Source organism: Streptomyces sp. NPDC093261 (genome assembly GCF_044753645.1).
Taxonomy (GTDB): Bacteria; Actinomycetota; Actinomycetes; order Streptomycetales; family Streptomycetaceae; genus Streptomyces.
The window spans coordinates 93,776-115,676 of record NZ_JBIVNO010000023.1 but is presented as its reverse complement, the minus strand read 5'-3'; the positions used below and the strand labels follow the sequence as shown (position 1 = coordinate 115,676).

21 protein-coding genes, 1 tRNA gene and 1 pseudogene are annotated in these 21,901 nt (G+C 71.1%); 10 read left to right on the top strand and 13 right to left on the bottom strand.

Features of this window, described 5'->3' with window-relative positions:
• Window positions 1–303: 303 nt before the first annotated feature.
• From atpF to ACIP94_RS33290, 8 genes and pseudogenes are all read left to right on the top strand, one after another.
• Window positions 304–816 carry a F0F1 ATP synthase subunit B gene (gene atpF, locus ACIP94_RS33325; RefSeq protein ID WP_402434124.1) on the top strand — a complete coding sequence of 171 codons (513 nt, stop codon included), beginning with the start codon at window positions 304–306 and terminating at the stop codon, window positions 814–816.
• Between the two features lie 331 nt (window positions 817–1,147).
• Complete coding sequence (locus ACIP94_RS33320) at window positions 1,148–2,014, top strand: DUF2797 domain-containing protein (protein WP_402434121.1); 867 nt, start codon at window positions 1,148–1,150, stop codon at window positions 2,012–2,014.
• A gap of 45 nt (window positions 2,015–2,059) precedes the next feature.
• On the top strand, window positions 2,060–2,458 hold the full coding sequence (locus ACIP94_RS33315; RefSeq protein ID WP_402434118.1) for an antibiotic biosynthesis monooxygenase family protein: 399 nt from the start codon (window positions 2,060–2,062) through the stop codon (window positions 2,456–2,458).
• Window positions 2,459–2,670: 212 nt separating this feature from the next.
• Window positions 2,671–3,411 carry a response regulator transcription factor gene (locus ACIP94_RS33310; protein WP_402434115.1) on the top strand — a complete coding sequence of 247 codons (741 nt, stop codon included), beginning with the start codon at window positions 2,671–2,673 and terminating at the stop codon, window positions 3,409–3,411.
• Window positions 3,408–5,071, top strand: a pseudogene (locus tag ACIP94_RS33305) (ATP-binding protein). The gene ACIP94_RS33310 and the pseudogene ACIP94_RS33305 overlap by 4 nt, the downstream one beginning before the upstream one ends.
• Before the next feature lie 14 nt (window positions 5,072–5,085).
• Window positions 5,086–6,660, top strand: a complete 1,575-nt coding sequence (locus tag ACIP94_RS33300; protein ID WP_402434112.1) for a glycosyltransferase — start codon at window positions 5,086–5,088, stop codon at window positions 6,658–6,660.
• Window positions 6,657–8,933: a glycosyltransferase family 39 protein gene (locus ACIP94_RS33295; RefSeq protein WP_402434109.1), complete on the top strand. Its 2,277-nt coding sequence runs from the start codon at window positions 6,657–6,659 to the stop codon at window positions 8,931–8,933. Before ACIP94_RS33300 ends, ACIP94_RS33295 begins: the two co-directional genes overlap by 4 nt.
• A gap of 259 nt (window positions 8,934–9,192) precedes the next feature.
• Complete coding sequence (locus tag ACIP94_RS33290) at window positions 9,193–9,969, top strand: TetR/AcrR family transcriptional regulator (RefSeq protein ID WP_402434106.1); 777 nt, start codon at window positions 9,193–9,195, stop codon at window positions 9,967–9,969.
• Window positions 9,970–9,984: 15 nt separating this feature from the next.
• Here the strand turns inward: ACIP94_RS33290 and ACIP94_RS33285 are convergent, their stop codons facing one another.
• From ACIP94_RS33285 to ACIP94_RS33270, 4 genes are all read right to left on the bottom strand, one after another.
• Window positions 9,985–10,458: a PPOX class F420-dependent oxidoreductase gene (locus tag ACIP94_RS33285; RefSeq protein WP_402434103.1), complete on the bottom strand. Its 474-nt coding sequence runs from the start codon at window positions 10,456–10,458 to the stop codon at window positions 9,985–9,987.
• A gap of 51 nt (window positions 10,459–10,509) precedes the next feature.
• Complete coding sequence (locus tag ACIP94_RS33280) at window positions 10,510–11,331, bottom strand: YceI family protein (RefSeq protein WP_402434101.1); 822 nt, start codon at window positions 11,329–11,331, stop codon at window positions 10,510–10,512.
• A gap of 109 nt (window positions 11,332–11,440) precedes the next feature.
• Entirely contained in the window at window positions 11,441–13,978 is a 2,538-nt protein-coding gene (locus ACIP94_RS33275; RefSeq protein WP_402434098.1) for an MFS transporter, read from the bottom strand.
• Between the two features lie 22 nt (window positions 13,979–14,000).
• Window positions 14,001–14,504, bottom strand: coding sequence for a MarR family winged helix-turn-helix transcriptional regulator (locus ACIP94_RS33270; RefSeq protein ID WP_402434095.1), 504 nt, complete (start codon window positions 14,502–14,504; stop codon window positions 14,001–14,003).
• Between the two features lie 245 nt (window positions 14,505–14,749).
• Here ACIP94_RS33270 and ACIP94_RS33265 point away from each other — a divergent pair, with 245 nt between their 5' ends.
• Window positions 14,750–14,944, top strand: a complete 195-nt coding sequence (locus ACIP94_RS33265) for a hypothetical protein (RefSeq protein WP_402434092.1) — start codon at window positions 14,750–14,752, stop codon at window positions 14,942–14,944.
• A 288-nt stretch (window positions 14,945–15,232) separates the two neighbouring features.
• Here ACIP94_RS33265 and ACIP94_RS33260 read toward each other — a convergent pair whose 3' ends face one another.
• From ACIP94_RS33260 to ACIP94_RS33225, 8 genes are all read right to left on the bottom strand, one after another.
• The gene (locus ACIP94_RS33260; RefSeq protein ID WP_402434089.1) at window positions 15,233–16,144 is read right to left on the bottom strand and encodes an RNA polymerase sigma factor SigF; all 912 of its coding nucleotides are present in this window, start codon (window positions 16,142–16,144) and stop codon (window positions 15,233–15,235) included.
• A gap of 246 nt (window positions 16,145–16,390) precedes the next feature.
• Window positions 16,391–17,563 carry a SigB/SigF/SigG family RNA polymerase sigma factor gene (locus tag ACIP94_RS33255; RefSeq protein WP_402434087.1) on the bottom strand — a complete coding sequence of 391 codons (1,173 nt, stop codon included), beginning with the start codon at window positions 17,561–17,563 and terminating at the stop codon, window positions 16,391–16,393.
• 204 nt (window positions 17,564–17,767) lie between these two features.
• On the bottom strand, window positions 17,768–18,061 hold the full coding sequence (locus ACIP94_RS33250) for a Dabb family protein (RefSeq protein WP_402434084.1): 294 nt from the start codon (window positions 18,059–18,061) through the stop codon (window positions 17,768–17,770).
• A gap of 47 nt (window positions 18,062–18,108) precedes the next feature.
• On the bottom strand, window positions 18,109–18,285 hold the full coding sequence (locus tag ACIP94_RS33245; RefSeq protein WP_402434081.1) for a hypothetical protein: 177 nt from the start codon (window positions 18,283–18,285) through the stop codon (window positions 18,109–18,111).
• A 196-nt stretch (window positions 18,286–18,481) separates the two neighbouring features.
• Window positions 18,482–18,566: transfer RNA gene (locus ACIP94_RS33240), tRNA-Ser, on the bottom strand.
• A gap of 71 nt (window positions 18,567–18,637) precedes the next feature.
• Window positions 18,638–19,066 carry a tRNA adenosine(34) deaminase TadA gene (tadA, locus tag ACIP94_RS33235; RefSeq protein ID WP_402434135.1) on the bottom strand — a complete coding sequence of 143 codons (429 nt, stop codon included), beginning with the start codon at window positions 19,064–19,066 and terminating at the stop codon, window positions 18,638–18,640.
• Window positions 19,067–19,132: 66 nt separating this feature from the next.
• Window positions 19,133–19,660 (bottom strand): hypothetical protein, encoded by a 528-nt coding sequence (locus ACIP94_RS33230; RefSeq protein WP_402434132.1) that lies wholly within the window; start codon window positions 19,658–19,660, stop codon window positions 19,133–19,135.
• Between the two features lie 286 nt (window positions 19,661–19,946).
• Window positions 19,947–20,132 (bottom strand): hypothetical protein, encoded by a 186-nt coding sequence (locus ACIP94_RS33225; protein ID WP_402434078.1) that lies wholly within the window; start codon window positions 20,130–20,132, stop codon window positions 19,947–19,949.
• Window positions 20,133–20,312: 180 nt separating this feature from the next.
• Here ACIP94_RS33225 and upp point away from each other — a divergent pair, with 180 nt between their 5' ends.
• Window positions 20,313–20,948, top strand: coding sequence for a uracil phosphoribosyltransferase (gene upp, locus ACIP94_RS33220; RefSeq protein ID WP_402434075.1), 636 nt, complete (start codon window positions 20,313–20,315; stop codon window positions 20,946–20,948).
• Window positions 20,949–21,042: 94 nt separating this feature from the next.
• Here upp and ACIP94_RS33215 read toward each other — a convergent pair whose 3' ends face one another.
• The gene (locus ACIP94_RS33215; protein ID WP_402434072.1) at window positions 21,043–21,684 is read right to left on the bottom strand and encodes a LytR C-terminal domain-containing protein; all 642 of its coding nucleotides are present in this window, start codon (window positions 21,682–21,684) and stop codon (window positions 21,043–21,045) included.
• Window positions 21,685–21,901 lie beyond the last annotated feature (217 nt).

Below are 21,901 nucleotides of genomic sequence, written 5' to 3'. Positions count from 1 at the left end.
GCACGCTCGCGAAGCTCGGGAGGGTAAGGGGACGGACGTGCCATGACTCGATCCTCTCAGGGAATCGAGCCTCCATCAGACCCGGAGCGGTTCAGGGGAACACCAGGGATCAGGGCGACTGACAACCAAGCTCCGACACCGTGTCGCCACAGGTCAGCCCGGCATCCTCCCTTGAGAACGCCTAACTTCCCAAGCCGATGCGATCTGATGGGTCCTCACTAAGCGGACCTGGCACGCCAGTTAGGAGCAGACTTCTTACCTGAAGCGCTCCATGACGGTTCGCTCACTCCTTAAAATCTTGGCATGGGCATCCTCATACCTCGGCTTCTGCCGACAGTCGTGTGCGTACTGACCTTCGCTGTGGTCTTCGTCTGTTTGACCAAGATTCTTCTGCCTCGGATCAACGGTGTCCTCGCCGAACGGCAGGACGCTATCGAGGGTCGGAAGGAACGGGCCGAGCGGACAGCGATCGAGGCCGGTGAAGTCCTTGCCAAGTACCGGGATGAGCTGGCTGAGGCCCGGCATGAGGCGGCTCGCCTGCGCCAGGAGGCCATGGAGCATGGCGCGCAATTGATCGCTGAGATTCGTGCTGAGGCCCTGCGGGAACGCGAGGCGATGATTGCGGAGTCTCAGGCACGGCTCGCGACCGACCGGGTGATTGCGGAAGCAGAGCTTCGCGGTGCCGTCGTGTCGTCGGCCACGGAGCTGGCCGGCCGGGTGGTTGGCGAGCCGATTGACAGTGTCGTCGACGAAAGCGATGTCGTAGACCGCTTCTTCTCGGACCTCGATGCCCGGAGCGCGGCAGGTTTGAAGTAGTCCTCAGACGCACTCTGCCACCTGAGCCCACCACTTTCCCCAAGCTGCCATCCCATACACCGTCGATCCAGGCAGAGCAGAGGAGACGCGGCCCATCCATCCAGCCGAGGGCGTCGTCCATCCGATCGGCGGCGGCATTGAGCGTCGTACTCATTATGTGTGTTCCGCCGCCGTCGGGCGTCCGGTGAGGCCGCCCGCTCGGACGACCGCACCCCAGGACTGCCGCGGATGCGTATGCCGCCGAGTGCGCACAGGGACGGAGGCCCCGGAGAGTTCCGGGGCCTTCGGCGTCGGGGGGCGTTGTCAGTGGTGGCTCCTAATCTCGGTGGTGATGACTCGGGCGTGGAGATGTACGGGGCTGTCGTGGAGCGGCGGCGGGCCGACGCTGCGGTGGGAAGGGGGGCGGCACAGTGGACTTCAGCGGGGGAGGGGCGTGGCCTTCGCGGTCGTGGCGGGGGGCGCGCGGAAGTGTGTGGGCGCGCGGGGGCACGAGTGCCCGCTGCGGGCCGAGGTCTCGGGGCGGAGCACCGGCGCGCGGTGCGAGGAGTGTGCGCGACTCGACCGGGCGCACTCCGTGGCCGCCGACACCGTCGCCGACGATCCGCGGCCGTACCGGGTCTATCTGGCCTGGTTCGGGTCCGGCATGGTCAAGGTCGGGATCACCGCGGCCGAGCGCGGACCGGCACGGCTGCTGGAGCAGGGCGCCGTCTCCTTCAGCTGGCTGGGGCAGGGGCCCCTGATGGTGGCGCGCCGTACCGAGGAACTGCTGCGGGCCGCGCTGGGGGTACCGGACCGGATCCCGTACGCCGACAAGCGCGCCGTGCGGGCCGCGCTGCCGCCGGCCGGGGAGCGGGCCGCCGAGCTGGCGGAGCTGCATGCGCGGGCGGTGACGCTCGCCGGCTGGCCGGATTCGCTGGAGCGGTCGCCGTTCCGGCCCGTCGACCATGGAGCGGTGTTCGGGCTGGAGGGGCTTCGGCGGGTGGACGGCGTGGTGACTGAGCTGGTCGCCGGCGGGGTGGTGAGCGGCGATCTGCTGGCTGCCGCCGGGCCCGATCTCCATCTGGCGACCGGGCGCGGCGCCGTCGTACTCGACACACGGCTGATGACGGGGTGGGAGCTGACGGGGGCCGCCGGCGGGGAACTGACCGTGCCGGTCAGGGAGGTGGGGGAGGCGGGCGTACAGGACGGGCTGTTCTGAGAAAGGGGGGTGGACAGACGTGGCGTCGCGGCCGATCGTGGCGATATGAGCGATCACCGCAGTGCGCCCGAGAGCGCCTCCGCCGTACCCGGTGTCCCCGTACCCGTCCCCGCCCACGAACCCCCGTACTACGTCGTTGTCTTCACCTCCCTGCGCACCGGGGACGACGAGGGGTACGGGGAGACCGCCGAGCGGATGGAGGAGCTGGTCAAGGAGGTTCCCGGGTATCTCGGCATGGACCAGGCCATGACGCCGGGCGGACTGTCCATCACCGTCGGGTACTTCCGTGATCCGGCCGCCATCGAGGAGTGGCGGAGCGATCTGGAGCACCGCGCGGCCCAGAAGCGCGGGCGCGCGCAGTGGTACCGGACGTACTCGCTGCATGTCGCCAAGGTGGAGCGCAGCCACACCTTCGACAGGGGTGCGACCGCCCCGTCCCGCTGACGCCCGCTCACCCTCAGTCCGCTCACAGCGGCCGCACGGGCACGGGCGCTCATCCTCGTCTCATCCGGGCCCCGCGGCGAGGTCATCAGCCCCTGGCACCAGGCCATTTCGCGATCTTCCCAGGTGCTTCCTGAGAGGCACCTGTGCGTTTCTCAGGGAAATCACAGATGGGTGAAACGGCTTTCTCAGGGGCTCCGGACAAGGTGTCCACCATGACCACGACCTCGCCCCAGGGGCGCACCGAACTGCTGAGGCCGGACGGGAGCCCCGTCCGAGTGCTGGTGGTGGACGACGAGCTGTCGATCACCGAGCTGCTGTCCATGGCCCTGCGCTACGAAGGCTGGCAGATCCGCAGCGCGGGGGACGGGCACGGCGCGATCCAGACCGCGCGCGAGTTCCGGCCCGACGCGGTCGTCCTGGACATGATGCTCCCGGACATGGACGGCCTCAGCGTCCTCGGGCGGCTGCGGCGCGAGCTGCCCGACGTGCCCGTGCTCTTCCTGACGGCCAAGGACGCCGTGGAGGACCGGATCGCGGGTCTGACCGCAGGCGGGGACGACTACGTCACCAAGCCGTTCAGCCTGGAGGAGGTCGTGGCCCGGCTGCGCGGGCTGATCCGGCGCTCCGGTGCCGCGGACCGCCGCTCGGACTCCGTCCTGGTCGTCGGTGACCTCACCCTGGACGAGGACAGCCATGAGGTGTGGCGGGCAGGGGAGAGCATCCATCTGACCGCGACCGAGTTCGAGCTGCTCCGCTTTCTGATGCGCAACCCGCGGCGCGTGCTCAGCAAGGCGCAGATCCTCGACCGGGTGTGGTCGTACGACTTCGGTGGCCAGGCCAATGTGGTCGAGCTGTATATCTCGTATCTGCGGCGCAAGATCGACGCCGGCCGTGAGCCGATGATCCACACCCGGCGCGGTGCCGGTTATCTGATCAAGCCCGCGGCGTCATGAGCGGCCGGCGACGGCCGCGTACGCAGAGGCGAGCACGACAGCCGCACACGCTGCGGACACGGCTCGTCGTCTCGGCGGTCACGCTGATCGCCGTGGTGTGCGCGGTGATCGGCACGGTGACGACGATCGCGCTGAGCCAGCATCTGAACAAGCAGAAGGACGCCCAGGTCGCCGATGTCGGCCGGCGTGTCGCCGGGCTGCCCAAGGGGGTGCCCGACGGGGGGCCGCCCGGCCTCGGCGGCGGCTCGGAAGCGCCCTCCGGCAGGGGGTCCCTGCCCGACGCCTCGGGCCAGGCCGCGTCGACGGACGACAAGCTCGACTTCATCGTCACCAAGGGAGGGGCGCAGCCCGGAACGGTCGCCGCCGTGGTCGACACGAGCGGCCGGATCGTCAAGGCGGCCGTCTCCAAGTCGAACAACGACAGCGACGGCTTCAAGGGCATGGTCCCCGGCCGGCTCAGCGCCGCGCAGGTCGCCGCGCTCGCCGCCGTGCCGAAGAAGGGCATGCACAGCGTCGACATCCCGGGCCTCGGCGGATACCGGGTCACGTATGTGACGGGCACCCGCGGCAACTACTACATCGGGCTGCCCACCTCCGAGGTCACCGACAACATCGACACCCTGATCGTCGTCGAGGTCAGCGTCACCGCCGCCGGTCTCGTCGCCGCCGGGATCGCCGGATCCGTGCTGGTCGGGCTCGCCCTGCGGCCTCTGCGCAAGGTGGCCTCGACCGCCACCCGGGTCTCCGAACTGCCGCTGCACACCGGCGAGGTCACCCTTGACGAGCGGGTGCCGGAGTCCGAGACCGATCCGCACACCGAGGTCGGGCAGGTGGGGGCCGCGCTCAACCGGATGCTGGACCATGTCCACGGCGCCCTGCATGCACGGCAGCAGAGCGAGATGCGGGTACGGCAGTTCGTCGCCGACGCCAGCCACGAGCTGCGCACGCCACTCGCCTCCATCCGCGGGTACGCCGAGCTGACCAGGAGGGGCCGCGAGGAGACCGGGCCCGACACCCGGCACGCCCTCGGAAGGATCGAGTCCGAGGCCGGGCGCATGACCCTCCTCGTCGAGGACCTGCTGCTGCTCGCACGGCTGGACGCGGGCCGCCCGCTCCGGTTCGAGCAGACCGACCTCGTACCACTCGTCGTGGACGTCGTCAGCGACGCGCGTGCGGCCGGCCGGGACCACAACTGGCGCTGGAGCTGCCCGACGAGCCCGCACTGGTCCTGGCGGACGCCGCCCGGCTCCAGCAGGTGCTCGTCAACCTGCTCGCCAACGCCCGCACCCACACCCCGCCCGGTACGACCGTCACCGCACGCGTCGCACGGCGGGGGCCCTGGCTGTGCGTGGAGGTCGAGGACGACGGCCAGGGCATCCCGCCCGACCTGCTGCCGCATGTCTTCGAACGGTTCGCGCGCGGTGACTCGGCGCGTTCCCGGGCCACCGGCTCCACCGGGCTCGGGCTGGCCATCGTGCAGGCCGTCGCGACCGCGCACGGGGGCGCGGTGACCGTCGACAGCGTGCCCGGACGGACGGTGTTCACCGTCCATGTGCCCGCGCTCACCCCGTACGTGTCCTCGCCGGCTCCCGAAACGAACCGGCAATCGCACTCACAGGCACACCACAGCGCCACCACACGGGTGCGACAGGGCGCTTGAGAAGAGTCGGTTCCATGCGAACCGATTCCTCTCCCGGCACCCTGCCGGCGCGGGAGCACCTCCCGGCCGCCGGAGCCGGTACGCCGGTCCTGGACGTAGTGATCCCCGTCTACAACGAGGAGAAGGACCTCCAGCCGTGTGTGCTGCGACTGCACGAGCACCTCAAGCGGACGTTCCCGTACGCCTTCCGCATCACGATCGCGGACAACGCGTCCACGGACACCACCCCCGAGGTGGCCGCACGGCTGGAGGCACAGGTTGCGGAGGTGCGGTCGTTCCGTCTGGAGCACAAGGGCCGCGGCCGTGCCCTGCGGAGCGTCTGGTCGGCCTCGGACGCCCCGATCCTCGCCTACATGGACGTGGACCTCTCGACCGACCTCAACGCCCTGCTGCCCCTGGTGGCACCGCTCATCTCGGGCCACTCCGACCTGGCGATCGGCTCCCGGCTGGCCCGCGCCTCCCGGGTCGTGCGCGGGCCCAAGCGCGAGTTCATCAGCCGTGCCTACAACCTCATCCTGCGCGGCTCGCTGCAGGCCCGGTTCTCGGACGCCCAGTGCGGCTTCAAGGCGATCCGCCGTGATGTGGCCCAGGTGCTGCTGCCGCTGGTGGAGGACACCGGCTGGTTCTTCGACACCGAGCTGCTGGTCCTCGCCGAGCGCGCCGGTCTGCGGATCCACGAGGTCCCGGTCGACTGGGTCGACGACCCCGACTCGACCGTGCACATCGTGAGGACGGCCACCGACGACCTCAAGGGCGTGTGGCGGATCGGCAGGGCGCTGGCCACCGGCTCGCTGCCGCTGGACCGGCTCGCCCGGCCGTTCGGTGACGACCCGCGCGACCGGGACGTCCAGGACGTGCCGCGGGGCCTGGCCCGCCAGCTCGTCGGCTTCTGTGTGGTCGGCGGCCTGTCCACCCTCCTCTATCTGGCCCTCTACAGCCTCTTCCGGCAGTTCTCGGGCGCGCAGATCGCCAATGCGCTCGCCCTGCTGGTCTCGGCGGTCGCGAACACGGCGGCCAACCGCCGGCTCACCTTCGGGGTGCGCGGCCGGGGCGGCGCCGTCCGGCACCAGGCGCAGGGCCTGGTCGTCTTCGGTATCGGCCTCTCCCTCACCAGCGGCTCCCTCGCCGCCCTGAACGCGGCGACCGGCAACCCAGCGCACTCCACGGAACTGGCGGTGCTGATCGCCGCCAACCTCGCGGCGACCGTGCTGCGGTTCCTGCTCTTCCGGGCCTGGGTCTTCCCGGACCGGCGCGACGACGACCGGACACCTCCCCCGGCCTTCGCCGCCCACGGCCCGTCCTCGCCGCACGACTCCCCGCAGCACCCCTGCCGGCCACATCAGCACGAGCATTTCCAGCAGAACCAGCAGAACCAGCAGCACCAGCAGTTCCACCAGCAGCCGTACCAGCAGCACCGGCGCCCCCAGCAGCACCCCTCGCTGCCCCGGCGCCCCGCGCCGCCGCAGTCCTCGTACGACGCCACCCGGTTCCGCGCCGGTGCCGACCCGGAGCGCGCCATCCGGAGGGACGCGACCATGCCACTGCCGCCGGTGCGTCCGCAGGACACCGACCCTAGGGACTACCGATGACCACCCAGTACGAGCAGCCGACCCACCGAGAGGGCGAGGGTCCCCGGACCTGGGGCCCGCCCCCCGCGCCCGGGTCGCGGCAGCCCGTCACACCGTCGGCGCCGGCCCCCGGCGCCGGTGAGCCCCGACAACCGCTCGCGACGAGGCTCCTGCGCGGCCGGCCCGAGGACCCCCGCTGGGTCCGTCCCGCGTTCCTCGGTCTGCTGCTGGCCACCGCACTGCTGTATCTGTACGACCTGAGCGCCTCCGGCTACGCCAACTCCTTCTACTCGGCGGCGGTGCAGGCCGGCAGCAGATCATGGAAGGCGTTCTTCTTCGGCTCGCTGGACGCGGGCAACGCGATCACTGTCGACAAACCCCCGGTCGCCCTCTGGCCGATGGCCCTGTCGGTGCGGGTCTTCGGCCTGAACTCCTGGGCGATCCTCGTCCCCGAGGTCGTCATGGGCGTCCTCACGGTCGCCGTGGTCCACGCGGCCGTCCGGCGCCGGTTCAGCCCCGCGGCCGGCCTGATCGCGGGTGCCGTGCTCGCGCTCACCCCGGTCGCGGCGCTGATGTTCCGGTTCAACAACCCGGACGCGCTGCTGGCGCTCCTGATGGCTCTGACCGTCCACTTCGTGATCCGGGGCCTGGAGGACGGCCGCACCAAGTGGCTGGTGTGGGCGGGGGTCGCGGTCGGCTTCGCCTTTCTGACGAAGACCCTCCAGGCCTTTCTGATCCTGCCGGCCCTGGCGGTCGTCTATGGGGTCTGCGCGCCCGTGAAGCTCAGGAAGAGGCTGGTGCAGCTCGCCCTCGCGACGGTCGCGCTGGTGGTATCCGGCGGCTGGTGGGTCGCGATCGTGGAGCTGTGGCCCGCGTCCTCGCGCCCGTACATCGGCGGCTCGCAGAACAACTCGTTCCTGGAGCTGACCTTCGGTTACAACGGCCTCGGCCGTATCAACGGCGACGAGACCGGCAGCGTCGGCGGCATGGGCGGCAACGGCAGCCAGTGGGGTGCCACGGGGTGGACCCGGATGTTCAACTCCGAGATCGGCTCCCAGATCTCCTGGCTGCTGCCGGCCGCGCTGATCCTGCTCGTCGCGGGCCTGGTGCTCTCCCGGAAGTCCCCCCGCACGGATCCGACCCGCAGCTCGTTCCTCGCCTGGGGCGGTTCGCTGCTGATGACCGCGGTCGTCTTCAGCTACATGGCCGGCATCTTCCACCAGTACTACACGGTGGCCCTGGCCCCCTCCATCGCCGCCCTGGTCGGCATGGGCGTCACGGTCCTGTGGGAGGAGCGGTCGAAGACCTGGGCGTCGCTCACGCTCGCGGCCACCGCGACGGCGACCGCGGCCTGGGGGTATGTGCTTCTCAACCGTACGCCGGACTACCTGCCCTGGCTGAGGTGGCTCGTCCTGCTCGGCGGTCTGGCCGCCGCCCTCGGCCTGATCTTCGTGGCCCGGCTCGGCCGGCAGCTCGCCCTCGCGACCGTGGGCCTGGGCTTCGCGGCCGCCCTCGCGGGCCCGACCGCGTACACGCTGACCACGGTGAACGAGGGCCACAGCGGTTCGATCGTGACGGCGGGTCCGGCGGGCGCGAGCATGATGGGCGGCCGCGGCGGTCCCGGTGGCGGCATGCGCGGCGGCTTCGGTGGCGGCATGCCGGGCGGGAGCCGGCAAAACGGCAACGGCATCACCCCCAACGGCCCCCAGGGCAACGGCCTCCCGGGCGGAAACGGGGGCACAGGAGGCACCGGCGGTACGGGCGGCATGGGCGGTTTCCCCGGCGCCGGCATGCCGGGCCAGAACGGCCAGGGTCAGAACCAGCAGCAGGGCAACGGCGGGAACCAGCAGGGCAACGGCTTCCCCGGCGGCGGCCGGGCGGGCGAGAGCGGTATGGGCGGCCCCGGCGGTATGGGCGGCCTGCTCAACGGCGCCGAGGTCGGCTCCGCGGCCAGGAAGCTGCTGGAGAAGGACGCAGGGAACTACACCTGGGTGGCCGCGTCCATCGGCTCCCAGAACGCCGCGAGCTACCAGCTCGCCACCGGTGACCCGGTGATGGCGATCGGCGGCTTCAACGGCAGCGACCCGTCCCCGACGCTCGCCCAGTTCCGGAAGTACGTGGCGCAGGGCAGGATCCACTACTTCATCGCCGGTGGCGGCTTCGGCGGCCAGGGCGGCGGTTCCGGCGGTTCCGACGTCTCCTCGCAGATCAGCGCCTGGGTGACGAAGAACTTCAAGAAGGTGACGGTTCGTTCGGCCACCTTCTACGACCTCACGCGCGAGACCGGCGGCTGACTGCCGGTTCGCGGGATCCGAGGGTCCGCCTGAAGGCGGTGGGCCGGGCATGTGCCCGGCCCACCGCTTTTCGCGGCCGCGGAACGGGAAGACTCGGGGGTGGTGCCGCGCGGCGGCCCGGTCGGTGCGGTGGCCGGGATGCCGCGGGTCGGCCGGGACCGCTCGCGCCGGTGCGGCGTCATCGCACGCGTGACGGCCTTGAGCCTCCAGGGGCACCTGGCATCGTGATCAGCGGTCGGAGTGTCGAGGAAGGTGCGCCATGGTGAGGACGGCCCAGCGGGCGGGGCGCCCGGCGCGGAGCAGCGTCTGGCTGGAGGGCAAGGCGCCCCGGGGCGGCGGCTCCCGCGGAGGCGGCGGTCAGCCGTCCGGGCTTGACCGCGACCGGATCACCGCGGCGGCCGTACGGCTGCTGGACGCGGAGGGCCTCACGCGGTTCTCGATGCGCCGCCTGGCCGCCGAGCTGAACGTCACGGCGATGTCGGTCTACTGGTACGTGGACACCAAGGACGACCTGCTGGAGCTGGCACTGGACGCTGTCTTCGGGGAGATGCGGCTGCCGGCCGCCGGCTCCGACCGGGACTGGCGCGATCAGCTGCGGGCGCTGACCGCGGAGTACCGGGCGCTGCTGGTGCGCCATCCATGGCTGTCCCCGCTGGCCGGGAGGTTCCTCAACATCGGCCCGCACGCCGTGGCCTTCTCGCTCGCCGTGCAGCGGGTCATCCGGCTGACCGGGCTGCCCGCGCACGGGCGGATGGGGGCGATCTCGGCGGTCTTCCAGTTCGTGTACGGATTCGGCACGATCGAGGGCCACTTCATCGAGCGCTGCGCGGCGGCGGGGACGACCCAGGACGAGTACGTCCGCCAGGCGCTGAGCGCGGTGACGGAGAGTCCGGACCACACCGAGGTCGCACACCACACCGCGGACCTCATCGAGGCCCGCGGCGGTGACACGGTGGAGGAGATGCGCGACCGCGACTTCGCTTTCGCACTGGAAACGTTGATCGCGGGGATCGAGGCCATGGTCGCCCGAGGATGACGGCGTTCCCTGCGGTCAGTCCTGCGGGGGCGCGAGGCGGGCGGGAAAGCCGCCGGTCGCCACCGGGCCCCACCTCACCGGCGTGATCCGGATGATCGACTTGCCCTGCTTGACCATGGCCTCGCGGTACTCGTCCCAGTCCGGGTGCTCGCCCGCGATGTTGCGGTAGTACTCGACGAGCGGCTCGACGGAGTCCGGCGCGTCGATGACCTCGGCGGTGCCGTCGATCTGGACCCACGGCCCGTTCCACTCGTCGCTGAGCACGATCAGGCTGACCCGTTCGTCACGCTTGGCGTTGCGCGTCTTGGCCCGCTCCGGGTACGTGGAGACCACGATGCGTCCCGAGTCGTCGACCCCGCAGGTCAGCGGCGACCCCTGGGGGCTGCCGTCGGTGCGCCGCGTCAGCAGGATCGCGCGATGTCGGGGGCGGACGAAGTCCAGCAGCTCGTCCCGCGATACGGCGGTGTTCGTCGCGATGTTGGGTGCCATGGGACGCAAGCCTAGGCGCTCGGCGGGCCCGGGAGACTGACCCTGCCGTGCCTACGCCTGCGGGAGTGAGTCGCCCTGCACCGCCTGGATGTCCAGCTCCACCCGCAGCGTGGTGCCGATCGCGGCGATGCCCGCCTGGAGGATCTGGTTGTAGTTCATCGCGAAGTCCTCGCGGCGCAGTTCCGCCGTGGCGCGGAAGGCCGCGCGGGTGCCGCCCCACGGGTCGGCGCCGGTGCCGAGGTAGGCGAGGCTGAGGTCGACCGGGCGGACGATGCCGCGCATGGTCAGCTCACCATGGACCGTCCAGCGGTCGGAGCCCGCGGCCGTCACGCCGCTCGAGCGGTAGGTGATCTGCGGATAGGTCTCGACGTCCAGGAAATCGGCCGACCGCAGATGGGTGTCGCGCATGCCGTTGCCCGTGTCGATGGACGCGGCGCTGATGACCGCCTCCACGCGGGACTTCTGCACCTCGTCCGGGGCGATCTCGATGCGTCCGGAGAACTCGGTGAAGCGGCCGTGCACGCTGGAGATGCCCAGGTGCTGGGCGACCGCGCCCACCGAGGAGTGGACCGGGTCGATGGTCCACGGTCCGGGCGGGGGCAGCTCGGCGCCGCCCTGCCGGGCCAGCGTCACGGTGCCGATCTCGGCCCGGCCGCTCGCGGTGACGATCGCGCTGGAGGCGGCGGGCGCATACCCGACCGCGGTCACGATCACCGTGTACGCGCCGGGTGCCAGCGCGGTGGTGTCCCGGACGGCCCCCTCCGCGTCGGCCTCTGCGCGCAGCACCTGCGTACCGGTCATGTCGGTCACGGTGACGACCGCGTGCGACACGGCCCAGCCGTCCCGCGTACGGATCCGTGCGGTCAGTGCCATCGTGTGGTCTCCCTCTAAATCTCTGAATATCCCCGTAGAAGGCTCAAAAAATCCGGCCCGCGGGGGCGCACCTCCGCTCAGAGCGCGCCCCCACGGGCCGGGGTTCGACCTACTCGCCCGGGTGGGCCAGTGTGATGTCGTGGTCGTCGACACCGCGGCCGCTCACGTTCACCGCCGTGGCCGCCGGCGGGTAGCCGGTCGCGATGACGGTGTACTCGCCGCTGTTCAGGTCGGTGAAGGCGTACGCGCCGTCCGCGCCGGTCGTGGCCGTGCCGACCACGTTGCCCGCCGCGTCGACCAGGGTGACCCGGGCGTCCGCGAGGGGGCCGTGCGGGGCCCGTACGACACCCTGGATCTGCGCGCCGGAGTCGAGGTCGACCTCGATCCGGGTGACCCCGGTGCCCCCCACCTCGACGAGCAGGGCCCGCGGCCGGAAGCCGACGGCGTTCACCGCGACGGTGACGGAGCCCGGCACCAGCTCGGCGAAGGAGAAGTCGCCCTGCTCGCCGGTGGTGGCGGTGGCCAGCAGATCACCGCGGACGTCCGTGACGATCACCATGGCGTCCTTGACCGGCAGCGTGGTCTCGGCGGCCCGGACGACACCGGTCAGGCCGCTGGTGCCGCTGAGCAGGATGTCGTACGACACCGGCTCCTCGTTGACCACGATCGTGGACGCCTGCGGCTGGTAGCCGTCGGCGGAGGCGATCAGGACGTACGAACCCGTGCCCGGCGCGTCCACGGCGTAGGAGCCGTCGGCCCCCGCGACCGACCGGCCGAGCTGGCGCCCCCCGAGGGAGATCAGCGTCACGGCGGCCTGCGGGACCGGGGCGCTCTCGGCACCGCGGACGAAACCGCGCACCGCGGTGCCGCCGGACGGCGCGGACTCGCCGGGGGCGGCGATGGTGGCGACGGCCGCGTGCTGCTGCTGCGTGGCCGTGCCGCCGGGCGTGGCCTCCGTGCTCGCCACCGCCCAGCCGGGAACCTTCTCCTCGGCCGGGGCGGGCGCAGCGGCGGCGATCGCGATGGCCGCCGGGGCCTCCTCGGCCGCGGCCGCCGCCGCGGCCTGCGCCAGGCCGCCCTGGGTCTTCAGCGGGACCTCCTTGATGAACAGCGTGATCGCGAAGGCGAGGAAAGCCATGCACGCGGCGACCAGGAAGACGTCACCGATGGCGTGGCCGTAGGAGCTCTGCATGAGGATGCGCAGCGGGCGCGGCATCCTCGCCAGGTCCGGGATGGCGCCGTCGGAGCTCGAATGGGCCGCGAGCCTCCGGTACTTCGGGCTGAGGTCGGCGAGGCCGTCCGTGAAGTAGTGGGTGATCCGGTGGGTCATGAACGCCCCGAGCGCGGAGACGCCCATCGCACCGCCGAGGGACCGGAAGAAGGTCACCGTGGAGCTGGCCGAGCCGAGGTCGGTGGGCGCCACCTGGTTCTGCGTGGACAGCACCAGGTTCTGCATCATCATGCCGATGCCGAGACCCATCAGCGCCATGAAGACGGCCGTCTTCCAGTAGTCCGTGTCGTAGCGGAGGGTGCCGAGCAGGCCCAGACCGGCCGTGACGAGCACGCCACCGCTGACGAGCCATGCCTTCCACTTGCCGGTCCTGGTGATGACCTGGCCGGAGACGGTGGAGGAGACGAACAGGCCGCCGATCATCGGGATGGTCAGCACACCGGACATGGTCGGGGACTTGTCGCGGGCCAGCTGGAAGTACTGGGCGAAGAACACCGTGCCGGTGAACATCGCGACACCCACGAAGAGCGAGGCGAGCGACGACAGGGTGATGGTGCGGTTGCGGAACAGCCGCAGCGGGATGATCGGCTCGGCGGCCTTGGTCTCGACGAAGACGAAGACCGCGCCGAGGACGATGGCGCCCGCGATCATGGTGTACGTCTGCCACGACAGCCAGTCGTACTTGTCACCGGCGAAGGTGACCCATATCAGCAGCAGGGAGACGGCGGCGGAGACGAAGAACGCGCCGGCCCAGTCGACCTTGACGTCCCGCTTCACCACGGGCAGGTGCAGGGTCTTCTGGAGCACGATCAGCGCGATCACCGCGAAGGGCACGCCGACGTAGAAGCACCAGCGCCAGCCGAGCCAGTCGGTGTCGGTGATGACGCCGCCGATCAGCGGGCCGCCGACGGTGGCGACGGCGAAGGTGGCGCCGAGGTAGCCGGAGTAACGGCCGCGCTCACGCGGGGAGATCATCGCCGCCATGACGATCTGCGCCAGTGCGGACAGGCCGCCGACGCCGATGCCCTGGACGACACGGCAGGTGATGAGCATGCCGGGGTTCTGCGACAGGCCCGCGGCCATCGAGCCCAGGACGTAGATGACCAGGGCTATCTGGACGAGCGCCTTCTTGCTGTAGAGGTCCGCGAGCTTGCCCCACAGCGGGGTGGTCGCGGTCATGGCCAGGAGCGAGGCGGTGACGACCCAGGTGTAGGCGGACTGGCCGCCCCCGAGGTCGCCGATGATGTGCGGCAGGGCGTTGGAGACGATCGTGGACGACAGGATCGCCACGAACATGCCGAGCAGGAGCCCGGACAGGGCCTCCATGATCTGCCGGTGTGTCATCGGAGCGCCGTCCGGGGAGCCTCCCCCGTGCTTGGCGTGAGCCCGCACACCGGCTGGTGTGGTCGTTGCCATGGGCTTCCTTTTCTTACGTTGCTTATGCGGGTGTACGGGTGGTCCGGTCGGCAACGGATTCCACCGCGGGGGCGGAGTGCCCGAGCCGGGGTGCGGAGCGGCAGCCGCCGAAGCTGTCCCGCAGCCGTGCCATCAACTGGATGAGCCGGCCGACGTCGTCGTCCGACCAGTCGGCGAGCCGCTCGGCCAGCAGTTCGGTGCTGCGCCGGGACAGCTCGTCGAGCTGGGCCCGGCCGTGCTGCGTCAGGTGCAGGATGCGGGAGCGTTTGTCCGCGGGGTCGGGGGAGCGCTCGATCCAGCCGCGCTCCGCGACATGGGCGACATGGCGGCTGGTGACCGACATGTCCACGGCGAGCAGCTCCGCGAGCTTGCTCATGCGCATGTCGCCGTGACGGCCGAGCAGGGTCAGCACGGCGGCGGAGCCGCCCGGGCAGTCGGGCGGCAGGATCCGCCCGAGGTCCCGCTTCACGGCACCGACGGCGCTGAGCTGACGCGCCAGTTCCTCGTACTGGGCTCGCGCGGCCATCGCACCTCCTCCAATTCGTTGCCTGGAGCAACCGTAGAGATATTGGTTGCTGCAGGCAAATGAATCGGTGACCCTCAAGGCAAAAACTTGGCAATGGCAAGTATCGGTGAGTGTAAATTTCGGGGTGGAGACCGGGCGGACCGTCCGCCCGCCTGGGGACGTGCCGGGTCGTTCCGATGGGAACCGGGTGTGAGAGCGGATCCCCCACTTGGGCGGCACCGGCGTATTCGCTAGGGTCTCGGGCCATGGCTAACACCCAGGGCCCCCAGGGCAACTACGACCCCGCCGGCAACACGCAGATGTTCCGCGCGTTCGTCGACGAGGCGCCGCAGGGCAGGCAGCAGGCGTCCGCTCCGACAGGGCCGCGCGTCGGTCTGATCATCGGCGTCGTCGCCGCCGTGGTGATCGTCGCAGCGGTCGCCTGGCTCGCGCTGAAGTAACCGGCCGGCAGCCGGACTCCCCAGGGAGCCGGCCGGCCTTCTCCCCCCGTCTTCTCACCGCCGTCGTCGGCCCGCGCTCGCGCTCCGCGACGCGCGCTCGGCGCGGCGCACCCGGCGGGCGTCGTCCACCGGGTGCTTGGCGTCTGCGCGGGCGAACCCGTACTCGTACGACCGGCTTGATGCCGCCCGGCTGCGGAGACCACCGCGGGTCGGTCCGCCCGCACGGGCGGGCCGTGCGGGCGAACGCGGCTGTGCGTGCCGGGAGTCGACGTGTCCCTGTGTTGGGGGCTAGTCCGAGATCAGGCCTTCGCGCAGCTGCGCCAGGGTGCGGGTGAGCAGTCGGGAGACGTGCATCTGCGAGATGCCGACCTCCTCGCCGATCTGCGACTGCGTCATGTTCGCGAAGAAGCGCAGCATGATGATCCGCCGCTCGCGGGGCGGGAGTTTGGCCAGCAGCGGTTTGAGGGACTCGCGGTACTCCACGCCCTCCAGCGCCGCGTCCTCGTAGCCGAGACGGTCCGCGAGCGAGCCCTCGCCGCCGTCGTCCTCGGGGGCCGGGGAGTCCAGCGAGGACGCCGTGTACGCGTTGCCGACGGCGAGGCCGTCGACCACGTCCTCCTCCGACACCCCGAGCACGGAGGCGAGTTCGGTGACCGTCGGCGAGCGGTCCAGCTTCTGCGACAGCTCGTCGCTGGCCTTGGTGAGGGCCAGGCGCAGCTCCTGGAGGCGGCGCGGCACCCGCACCGACCACGACGTGTCCCGGAAGAACCGCTTGATCTCGCCGACGACCGTCGGCATCGCGAACGTCGGGAACTCCACGCCCCGTTCGCAGTCGAACCGGTCGATCGCCTTGATCAGCCCGATGGTGCCGACCTGGACGATGTCCTCCATCGGCTCGTTGCGGCTGCGGAAGCGGGCGGCCGCGTAGCGCACCAGGGGGAGGTTCAGCTCGATGAGCGTGTCCCGGACGTAGGCGCGCTCCGGGCTGTTCTCGTCGAGGGCGGCGAGCCGCAGGAAGAGGGAGCGGGACAGGGTGCGGGTGTCGATGGCCCCCGAGGACGGAAGGTCCGGTGCCTCCGGAGCCGGGAGGATCTCGGCACCCGGGAGGTCCTGAGGGGCCTGAAGGTCCTGAAGCACATCGGGCGCGGAGTCGCTCTGCGTGAGCGTGAGCACCTTCGAGCTGCCCTGGTCTGCGGACATGCCACCCCCTTTGGGTCGCGGGACGGTCGCGGCGGACGCTCCCGTCGGAGGGAACGCAGCCTCCACCTGAATACCGGCCACGAGGCTGCGGCAAACGCACTCCCGGAAGAATGTCACATGTCGGCAACACGCCGTAGTGACATGTCGACATCGAAGAGGTGAATGCGCCCTGGTTGGAGGGGTTCTGAGGACCTTTCAGGGCGGAGCTGTCGGGAAGAGCTCCTGCGGGTGATTCGCTCGCGTGAGTTAGGCGTCGATCCTGTTTGCGGATCTCAGCCGTGCGAAGCTCCTGGCGAGGAGCCTTGACACATGCATCTGGGAGACCCCCAGTTCGGCGCTGATCTGCGACTGGGTCAGATTGCTGTAGTAGCGCAGCAGCAGGATCCGCTGCTCGCGCTCCGGCAACTGGACGAGCAGATGCCGTACGAGGTCTCGATGCTCGACCCCGTCGAGGGCCGGATCCTCGTAGCCGAGCCGGTCGAGGAGGCCCGGCAGTCCGTCACCCTCCTGGGCGGCCTCCAGTGAGGTGGCGTGGTACGAGCGCCCCGCCTCGATACAGGCCACCACCTCCTCCTCGGTGATGCGCAGCCGCTCGGCGATCTCGGCGGTGGTCGGGGAGCGCCCGTGCGTCGTGGTGAGGTCCTCGGTGGCGCTGTTGACCTGTACCCACAGCTCGTGCAGCCGGCGCGGGACATGGACCGTGCGGACATTGTCCCGGAAGTAGCGCTTGATCTCGCCGACGACGGTCGGCATCGCGAAGGTCGGGAACTGCACGCCCCGGTCGGGGTCGAAGCGGTCGATGGCGTTGATCAGCCCGATGGTGCCGACCTGGACGACGTCCTCCATGGGCTCGTTGCGGGAGCGGAAGCGGGCGGCGGCGTAGCGCACGAGCGGGAGGTTCGCCTCGATGAGCGCCCCGCGCACGCTGTGGTGCTCCGGTGTGCCCGGCTCCAACTCCTTGAGCTGGGCGAAGAGCACCTGGGTGAGGGCCCGGGTGTCGGCGCCGCGGCGCCTTTGGGGGGTGGTCGGCGAGGTGGGGTCATCGGGGTCCGAGGGGGCGGAGGGGTCGCTGTCGGGGGACTGGGGCGCGGAGGGGGTGGGAGGGGTGCTGTCGGGGGACTGGGGCGCGGAGGGGGTGGGAGGGGTGCTGTCGGGGGACTGGGGTGCGGAGGGGGAGGAGGGGGTGCTGTCGGGTGCTGGGGAGGCGGAAAGGGTGGGGGAGGCGTTGTCGGGCGGCTGGGCGGCGGGACGAGCGGTGTCGGGCTCCTGGAGGCGGGAGGGGACGGTGTCGGGCTCCTGGAGGCGGGAGGGGACGGTGTCGGATTCCTGGGGCCGTGCGGGAGTCGTGGCGGGTGTCCGGTGCCGGCCGGGACTCGGGCTCGGAGCCTCGTCCTGAGGCGGCGCAGTACTGGCCGACACGGTCAACGCCACCTCTTCATCCGTCAACGCCTCTGTCAACTCACCGTCAAAGCGGTCATAGCATCACAAGAATGGACACTGGGTGCAAGCACCGCATAACGCCGTGTTGAGGGAGAGTTGGGGCACAAGACACAGGAGAGCCCCCCACGGTTCCGGTGGGGGGCTCCGTGGGGGGTGTCGCGCGGAATCCGTGGGCGCTGTCGCTCAGATTTCGTAGTCGGCGATCACCCATGTGGCGAACTCGCCCCACATCGCGACGCCCGCCTGGTGCGCCGGGTGCTCCAGGTAGCGCCGTAGCGCGTCCGTGTCGTCGACCGCCGAGTTGATCGCGAAGTCGTAGGCGATGGGCCGGTCGGTGAGGTTCCAGCCGCACTCCCAGAAACGCAGTTCGTCGATCCGGTCGCCGAGGGCCTGGAAGGCGCGCACCCCCTCCACGACGCGCGGGTCGTCCCGCAGGACGCCCTCGTTGAGCTTGAAGAGGACCAGATGACGGATCACGGGCGCTCCCAGGGGTGTGACGGTGGCCGCCCGGCCGGGCGGGAGCCTCACTTGGCCCCGTCGGCGACCCAGGTCATGAAGTGGCCGATGGCCTTGGCGGCGCTGGAGATGCCCTCGAACCCTATCTGGACATAGTCGGCGGCCTTGGCAGGGTCGGTGATGATCACGTAGAGCGCGAAGACCACGACGGCGTAGAGCGCGATCTTCTTTCCCTGCACCGCCACCGCGGCCTCCCCCGTCTGCTGCGCCCCGCGGGCCTGATTGCCGGCGGCGAGTGTATCTCGGCCGGATGTTCGGGACCCACAAAAGATCACGAATCGCACCAGGTCCTCACCCGGCCTTTCCCGCGTGCTCCTCGTCGTGCGCCCCCGTCCCGCGGACGCACGAAGGGCCCCGTCTGTCGACGGGGCCCTTCTCCGGCGGTAGCGGAGGGATTTGAACCCTCGGTGACTTGCGCCACACTCGCTTTCGAGGCGAGCTCCTTCGGCCGCTCGGACACGCTACCGAGGGAGACCCTACCCCACGCGGGGCCGTGGTCTGAAATCCGTTTCCGGGGGATCGCCCGGTCCGGGGCCTTCAGCGGACCCGGAAGAAGTCCGTCAGAAGCTGTGCGCACCGGTCGGCGAGCACGCCGTCGATGACCTCGGGGCGGTGGTTGAGGCGCCGGTCGCGCACGAGGTCCCACAGTGACCCGGCCGCGCCGGCCTTGTCGTCGCGCGCGCCGTACACCAGCCGGTCCACCCGGGACTGCTGGAGCGCGCCCGCGCACATCGTGCAGGGCTCCAGCGTGACGACGAGCGTGCAGCCGGACAGCCGCCACTCGCCGAGCGCGCTCGCGGCCCGGCGGAGCGCGAGGATCTCCGCATGGGCCGTCGGATCGCCCGTCGCCTCGCGTTCGTTGTGACCGGCGGCGAGCACCGAGCCGTCCGTGGACAGCACGACGGCGCCGACGGGCACGTCACCGCTCTCGGCGGCCTGACCGGCCTCGTTCAGGGCGAGCCGCATCGCGGCCCGCCACCGGTCACGCACCGGATCGGGGGCCGGCGTCCCGTCCTCGGTCACCCGGTGCTCCTAGCGGACGGTCTCCAGGACCTCCGAGGCGCCCAGGGCCTCGGCGATCGAGTTGAGTGCGTCCTCGGCGTCCAGCAGGCGCAGCTCCTTCTCGCTGACGCCGAGGTCGTCGAGGATCTCGCTGTCGCCCACGGGGCCGTGCGGCACGGCGGTGTCCGGGTTCGCTCCGGCCTCGTCGTCCTCGGGCTCACCGTCCTCCGTGCCGTCGAGGTCGAGGGAGTCCAGGTCGGCGCCGTCGTCGCCGGGCTCCCTTCCGAGCAGTTCGTCCGTGAGCAGGATCTCGCCGTACGAGCTACGGGCGGCGGCGGAGGCGTCCGAGACGTAGATACGAGGGTCGTCCTCGCCGTCGACGCGGACGACGCCGAACCACGCGTCCTCCTGCTCGATGAGTACGAGCACCGTGTCCTCGTCGACCGAGGCCTCGCGGGCCAGGTCGGTCAGATCCGACAGGGTCTCCACATCGTCGAGCTCTGTGTCGCTCGCTTCCCACCCGTCTTCGGTGCGCGCGAGCAGTGCGGCGAAGTACACCGTGACTCTCCCACTGGTCATAGGCGTGCCGGTTGGGGTTCCCCCCGGCGGAGGTTGTGGGCGGGGAATGGTCTCTGCGAGCCCCGCCCACTCGGAATCGTGGCAGAAACAAGGCGTTCAGGGGACGTCTTCGGCTCCCTGTGTCTGGCCGTTTCGATCGAGGATGCTCCGATCGAACACCCCGGCCGAAGCGGTCCACTCACCAGCGCGCTCATTGCCGCCACCAGCGGATCGTACGCGGCCCGGGGCGCTGTGGCGGCACGACCACCCCAAGGCGGCCGCGTCGCTACCAGCGGAAGGTGCGCATACGCATGGCGTGACGCAGGCGCGCGGCCTTGGCACGGCGGGGCTGGACGCGGTCGCGAAGCTCCCGGGCCTCCGCGAGTTCGCGCAGGAACAGGGCCCGGCGCCGCCTGCGCTCGGCGTCCGGCTCCTGCGCTTCGGGCTCCTCACGGGATTCCCGGTCGGGCATAGGCACACCACCCCAGTTCCGTCCCTCCCACTTTCCCCCTGATGGGGGGTTTGATGCCAGGGTGGGGCGGCGGGCTCCAAGGGGTCCGCGGACGGGCCGGGGCAGGGCGGCGGCCCGGCGGCGGAGGCCACGGCCGTACGCCGCGCGGGGGCCGCGGAAAGCCCGGTTACTGTTAGGGACATGCGTCTCCACGTCGTCGACCACCCCCTGGTCGCCCACAAGCTCACCACGTTGCGCGACCGCCGCACCGACTCCGCGACCTTCCGTCGGCTCGCCGACGAACTCGTCACCCTGCTCGCCTACGAGGCCACGCGGGACGTGCGCACGGAGCAGATCGACGTCGAGACCCCGGTCGCCGTCACGACCGGCGTCAAGCTGTCCCGCCCCCGCCCGCTGGTGGTGCCGATCCTGCGGGCCGGTCTCGGCATGCTCGACGGCATGGTCCGGCTGCTGCCGACCGCCGAGGTGGGCTTCCTGGGCATGATCCGCAACGAGGAGACGCTCCAGGCCTCCACGTACGCGACGCGCATGCCGGAGGACCTGTCGGGGCGCCAGGTGTACGTCCTGGACCCGATGCTCGCCACCGGCGGCACCCTCGTGGCGGCGATCCGGGAGCTGATCAGGCGCGGGGCGCGCGATGTGACCGCCGTGGTGCTGCTCGCCGCCCCGGAGGGCGTCGAGGTGATGGAGCGCGAACTGGCGGGTACGCCGGTCACGGTGGTCACCGCCGCCGTCGACGACCACCTCAACGAGCACGGCTACATCCTGCCGGGACTCGGCGACGCGGGGGACCGGCTGTACGGGGCGGCGGAGTAGGGCCCCGCCGGCCGCCACCGATCACCGCCGCGTCCGGCGAGGATCGGTGGCGGCCGGGTGGGCACTTTCCGTCGGGGGTGCCCGGGCCGGCTGCTCAGCAGGTCTTCTTGCCGTCCTTGCCCGATGACGCGGCCGGGGCGGTCAGTGCCGCCAGGGCCTTGTCCGCGGCCGGTTTGTCGGTCAGGGCCTTGAACCCGTCGCCCAGGATGAGGTCGACGGTCCCTTCCGTACGGGCGTCGGTGCGCCGTTCGGCGTCGGAGAGCTGGGTGGCGAGGACCGGCAGGGTGGTGTCCAGGGCGGCCTTGGGGCCGACCAGTACCCCGGTGCCCTTGACCTTCTTGTCGTAGTCCTGGGACGCGTTGCCCACGGTGCCGATGCGGAAGCCGCGATTCTTCAGCTCGTCCGCGGTTTCCTTGGCGAGGCCGGTGCGGGCCGTGGCGTTGAAGACGTTGACGGTGATCCGGCCGGGCTCGGGCAGGGCCTTCGCGGTGGTCGCGGGCGACGGGCTCGCCTTGGTCGCGCAGCCCGCCTTGGAACCGGCCGCCAACGTCCGGGCACCGCCGGTGAAGACGTCGATGAGCTGCGCGGTTCCCCAGCCGATCAGTCCGACGGCGGCCACCGACGCGACGATGGCGACCACGAGCCTGCCGCGGCGTCGGGGTCGGCGCATCCTCGGGTACTTGCTCCCCGTGATCCGGTACTGGCCACCCATGCCGGGGGGAGTCAGCATGCTCATGGGCGCAGCGTAGTGCGCCCGGGCGGCAATGCCTACTAGATGATCATTGGGTGCCCCTCAGTCCAACCCGAACGGGTCATCGGGGCGAACGGGCGGCCACGCGGGCGCGGACCGAGGGTGGCGCGGGCGGACGGAGGGCGGCGCGGGCGGACGGAGGGCGGCGCGGGGACGGGCGCCGGGATCCGCGCCGGGACGCGCACAGGGAAGCGGCGCGGGC

Excerpts from the sequence above, each read along its gene's own strand:
- atpF (WP_402434124.1), top strand. The coding sequence starts at position 304 with ATGGGCATCCTCATACCTCGGCTTCTGCCGACAGTCGTGTGCGTACTG.
- ACIP94_RS33320 (WP_402434121.1), top strand. The coding sequence starts at position 1,148 with ATGACTCGGGCGTGGAGATGTACGGGGCTGTCGTGGAGCGGCGGCGGG.
- ACIP94_RS33315 (WP_402434118.1), top strand. The coding sequence starts at position 2,060 with ATGAGCGATCACCGCAGTGCGCCCGAGAGCGCCTCCGCCGTACCCGGT.
- ACIP94_RS33310 (WP_402434115.1), top strand. The coding sequence starts at position 2,671 with ATGACCACGACCTCGCCCCAGGGGCGCACCGAACTGCTGAGGCCGGAC.
- ACIP94_RS33300 (WP_402434112.1), top strand. The coding sequence starts at position 5,086 with ATGCGAACCGATTCCTCTCCCGGCACCCTGCCGGCGCGGGAGCACCTC.
- ACIP94_RS33295 (WP_402434109.1), top strand. The coding sequence starts at position 6,657 with ATGACCACCCAGTACGAGCAGCCGACCCACCGAGAGGGCGAGGGTCCC.
- ACIP94_RS33290 (WP_402434106.1), top strand. The coding sequence starts at position 9,193 with ATGGTGAGGACGGCCCAGCGGGCGGGGCGCCCGGCGCGGAGCAGCGTC.
- ACIP94_RS33285 (WP_402434103.1), bottom strand. The coding sequence starts at position 10,458 with ATGGCACCCAACATCGCGACGAACACCGCCGTATCGCGGGACGAGCTG.
- ACIP94_RS33280 (WP_402434101.1), bottom strand. The coding sequence starts at position 11,331 with ATGGCACTGACCGCACGGATCCGTACGCGGGACGGCTGGGCCGTGTCG.
- ACIP94_RS33275 (WP_402434098.1), bottom strand. The coding sequence starts at position 13,978 with ATGGCAACGACCACACCAGCCGGTGTGCGGGCTCACGCCAAGCACGGG.
- ACIP94_RS33270 (WP_402434095.1), bottom strand. The coding sequence starts at position 14,504 with ATGGCCGCGCGAGCCCAGTACGAGGAACTGGCGCGTCAGCTCAGCGCC.
- ACIP94_RS33265 (WP_402434092.1), top strand. The coding sequence starts at position 14,750 with ATGGCTAACACCCAGGGCCCCCAGGGCAACTACGACCCCGCCGGCAAC.
- ACIP94_RS33260 (WP_402434089.1), bottom strand. The coding sequence starts at position 16,144 with ATGTCCGCAGACCAGGGCAGCTCGAAGGTGCTCACGCTCACGCAGAGC.
- tadA (WP_402434135.1), bottom strand. The coding sequence starts at position 19,066 with ATGCGGCTCGCCCTGAACGAGGCCGGTCAGGCCGCCGAGAGCGGTGAC.
- ACIP94_RS33225 (WP_402434078.1), bottom strand. The coding sequence starts at position 20,132 with ATGCCCGACCGGGAATCCCGTGAGGAGCCCGAAGCGCAGGAGCCGGAC.
- upp (WP_402434075.1), top strand. The coding sequence starts at position 20,313 with ATGCGTCTCCACGTCGTCGACCACCCCCTGGTCGCCCACAAGCTCACC.
- ACIP94_RS33215 (WP_402434072.1), bottom strand. The coding sequence starts at position 21,684 with ATGAGCATGCTGACTCCCCCCGGCATGGGTGGCCAGTACCGGATCACG.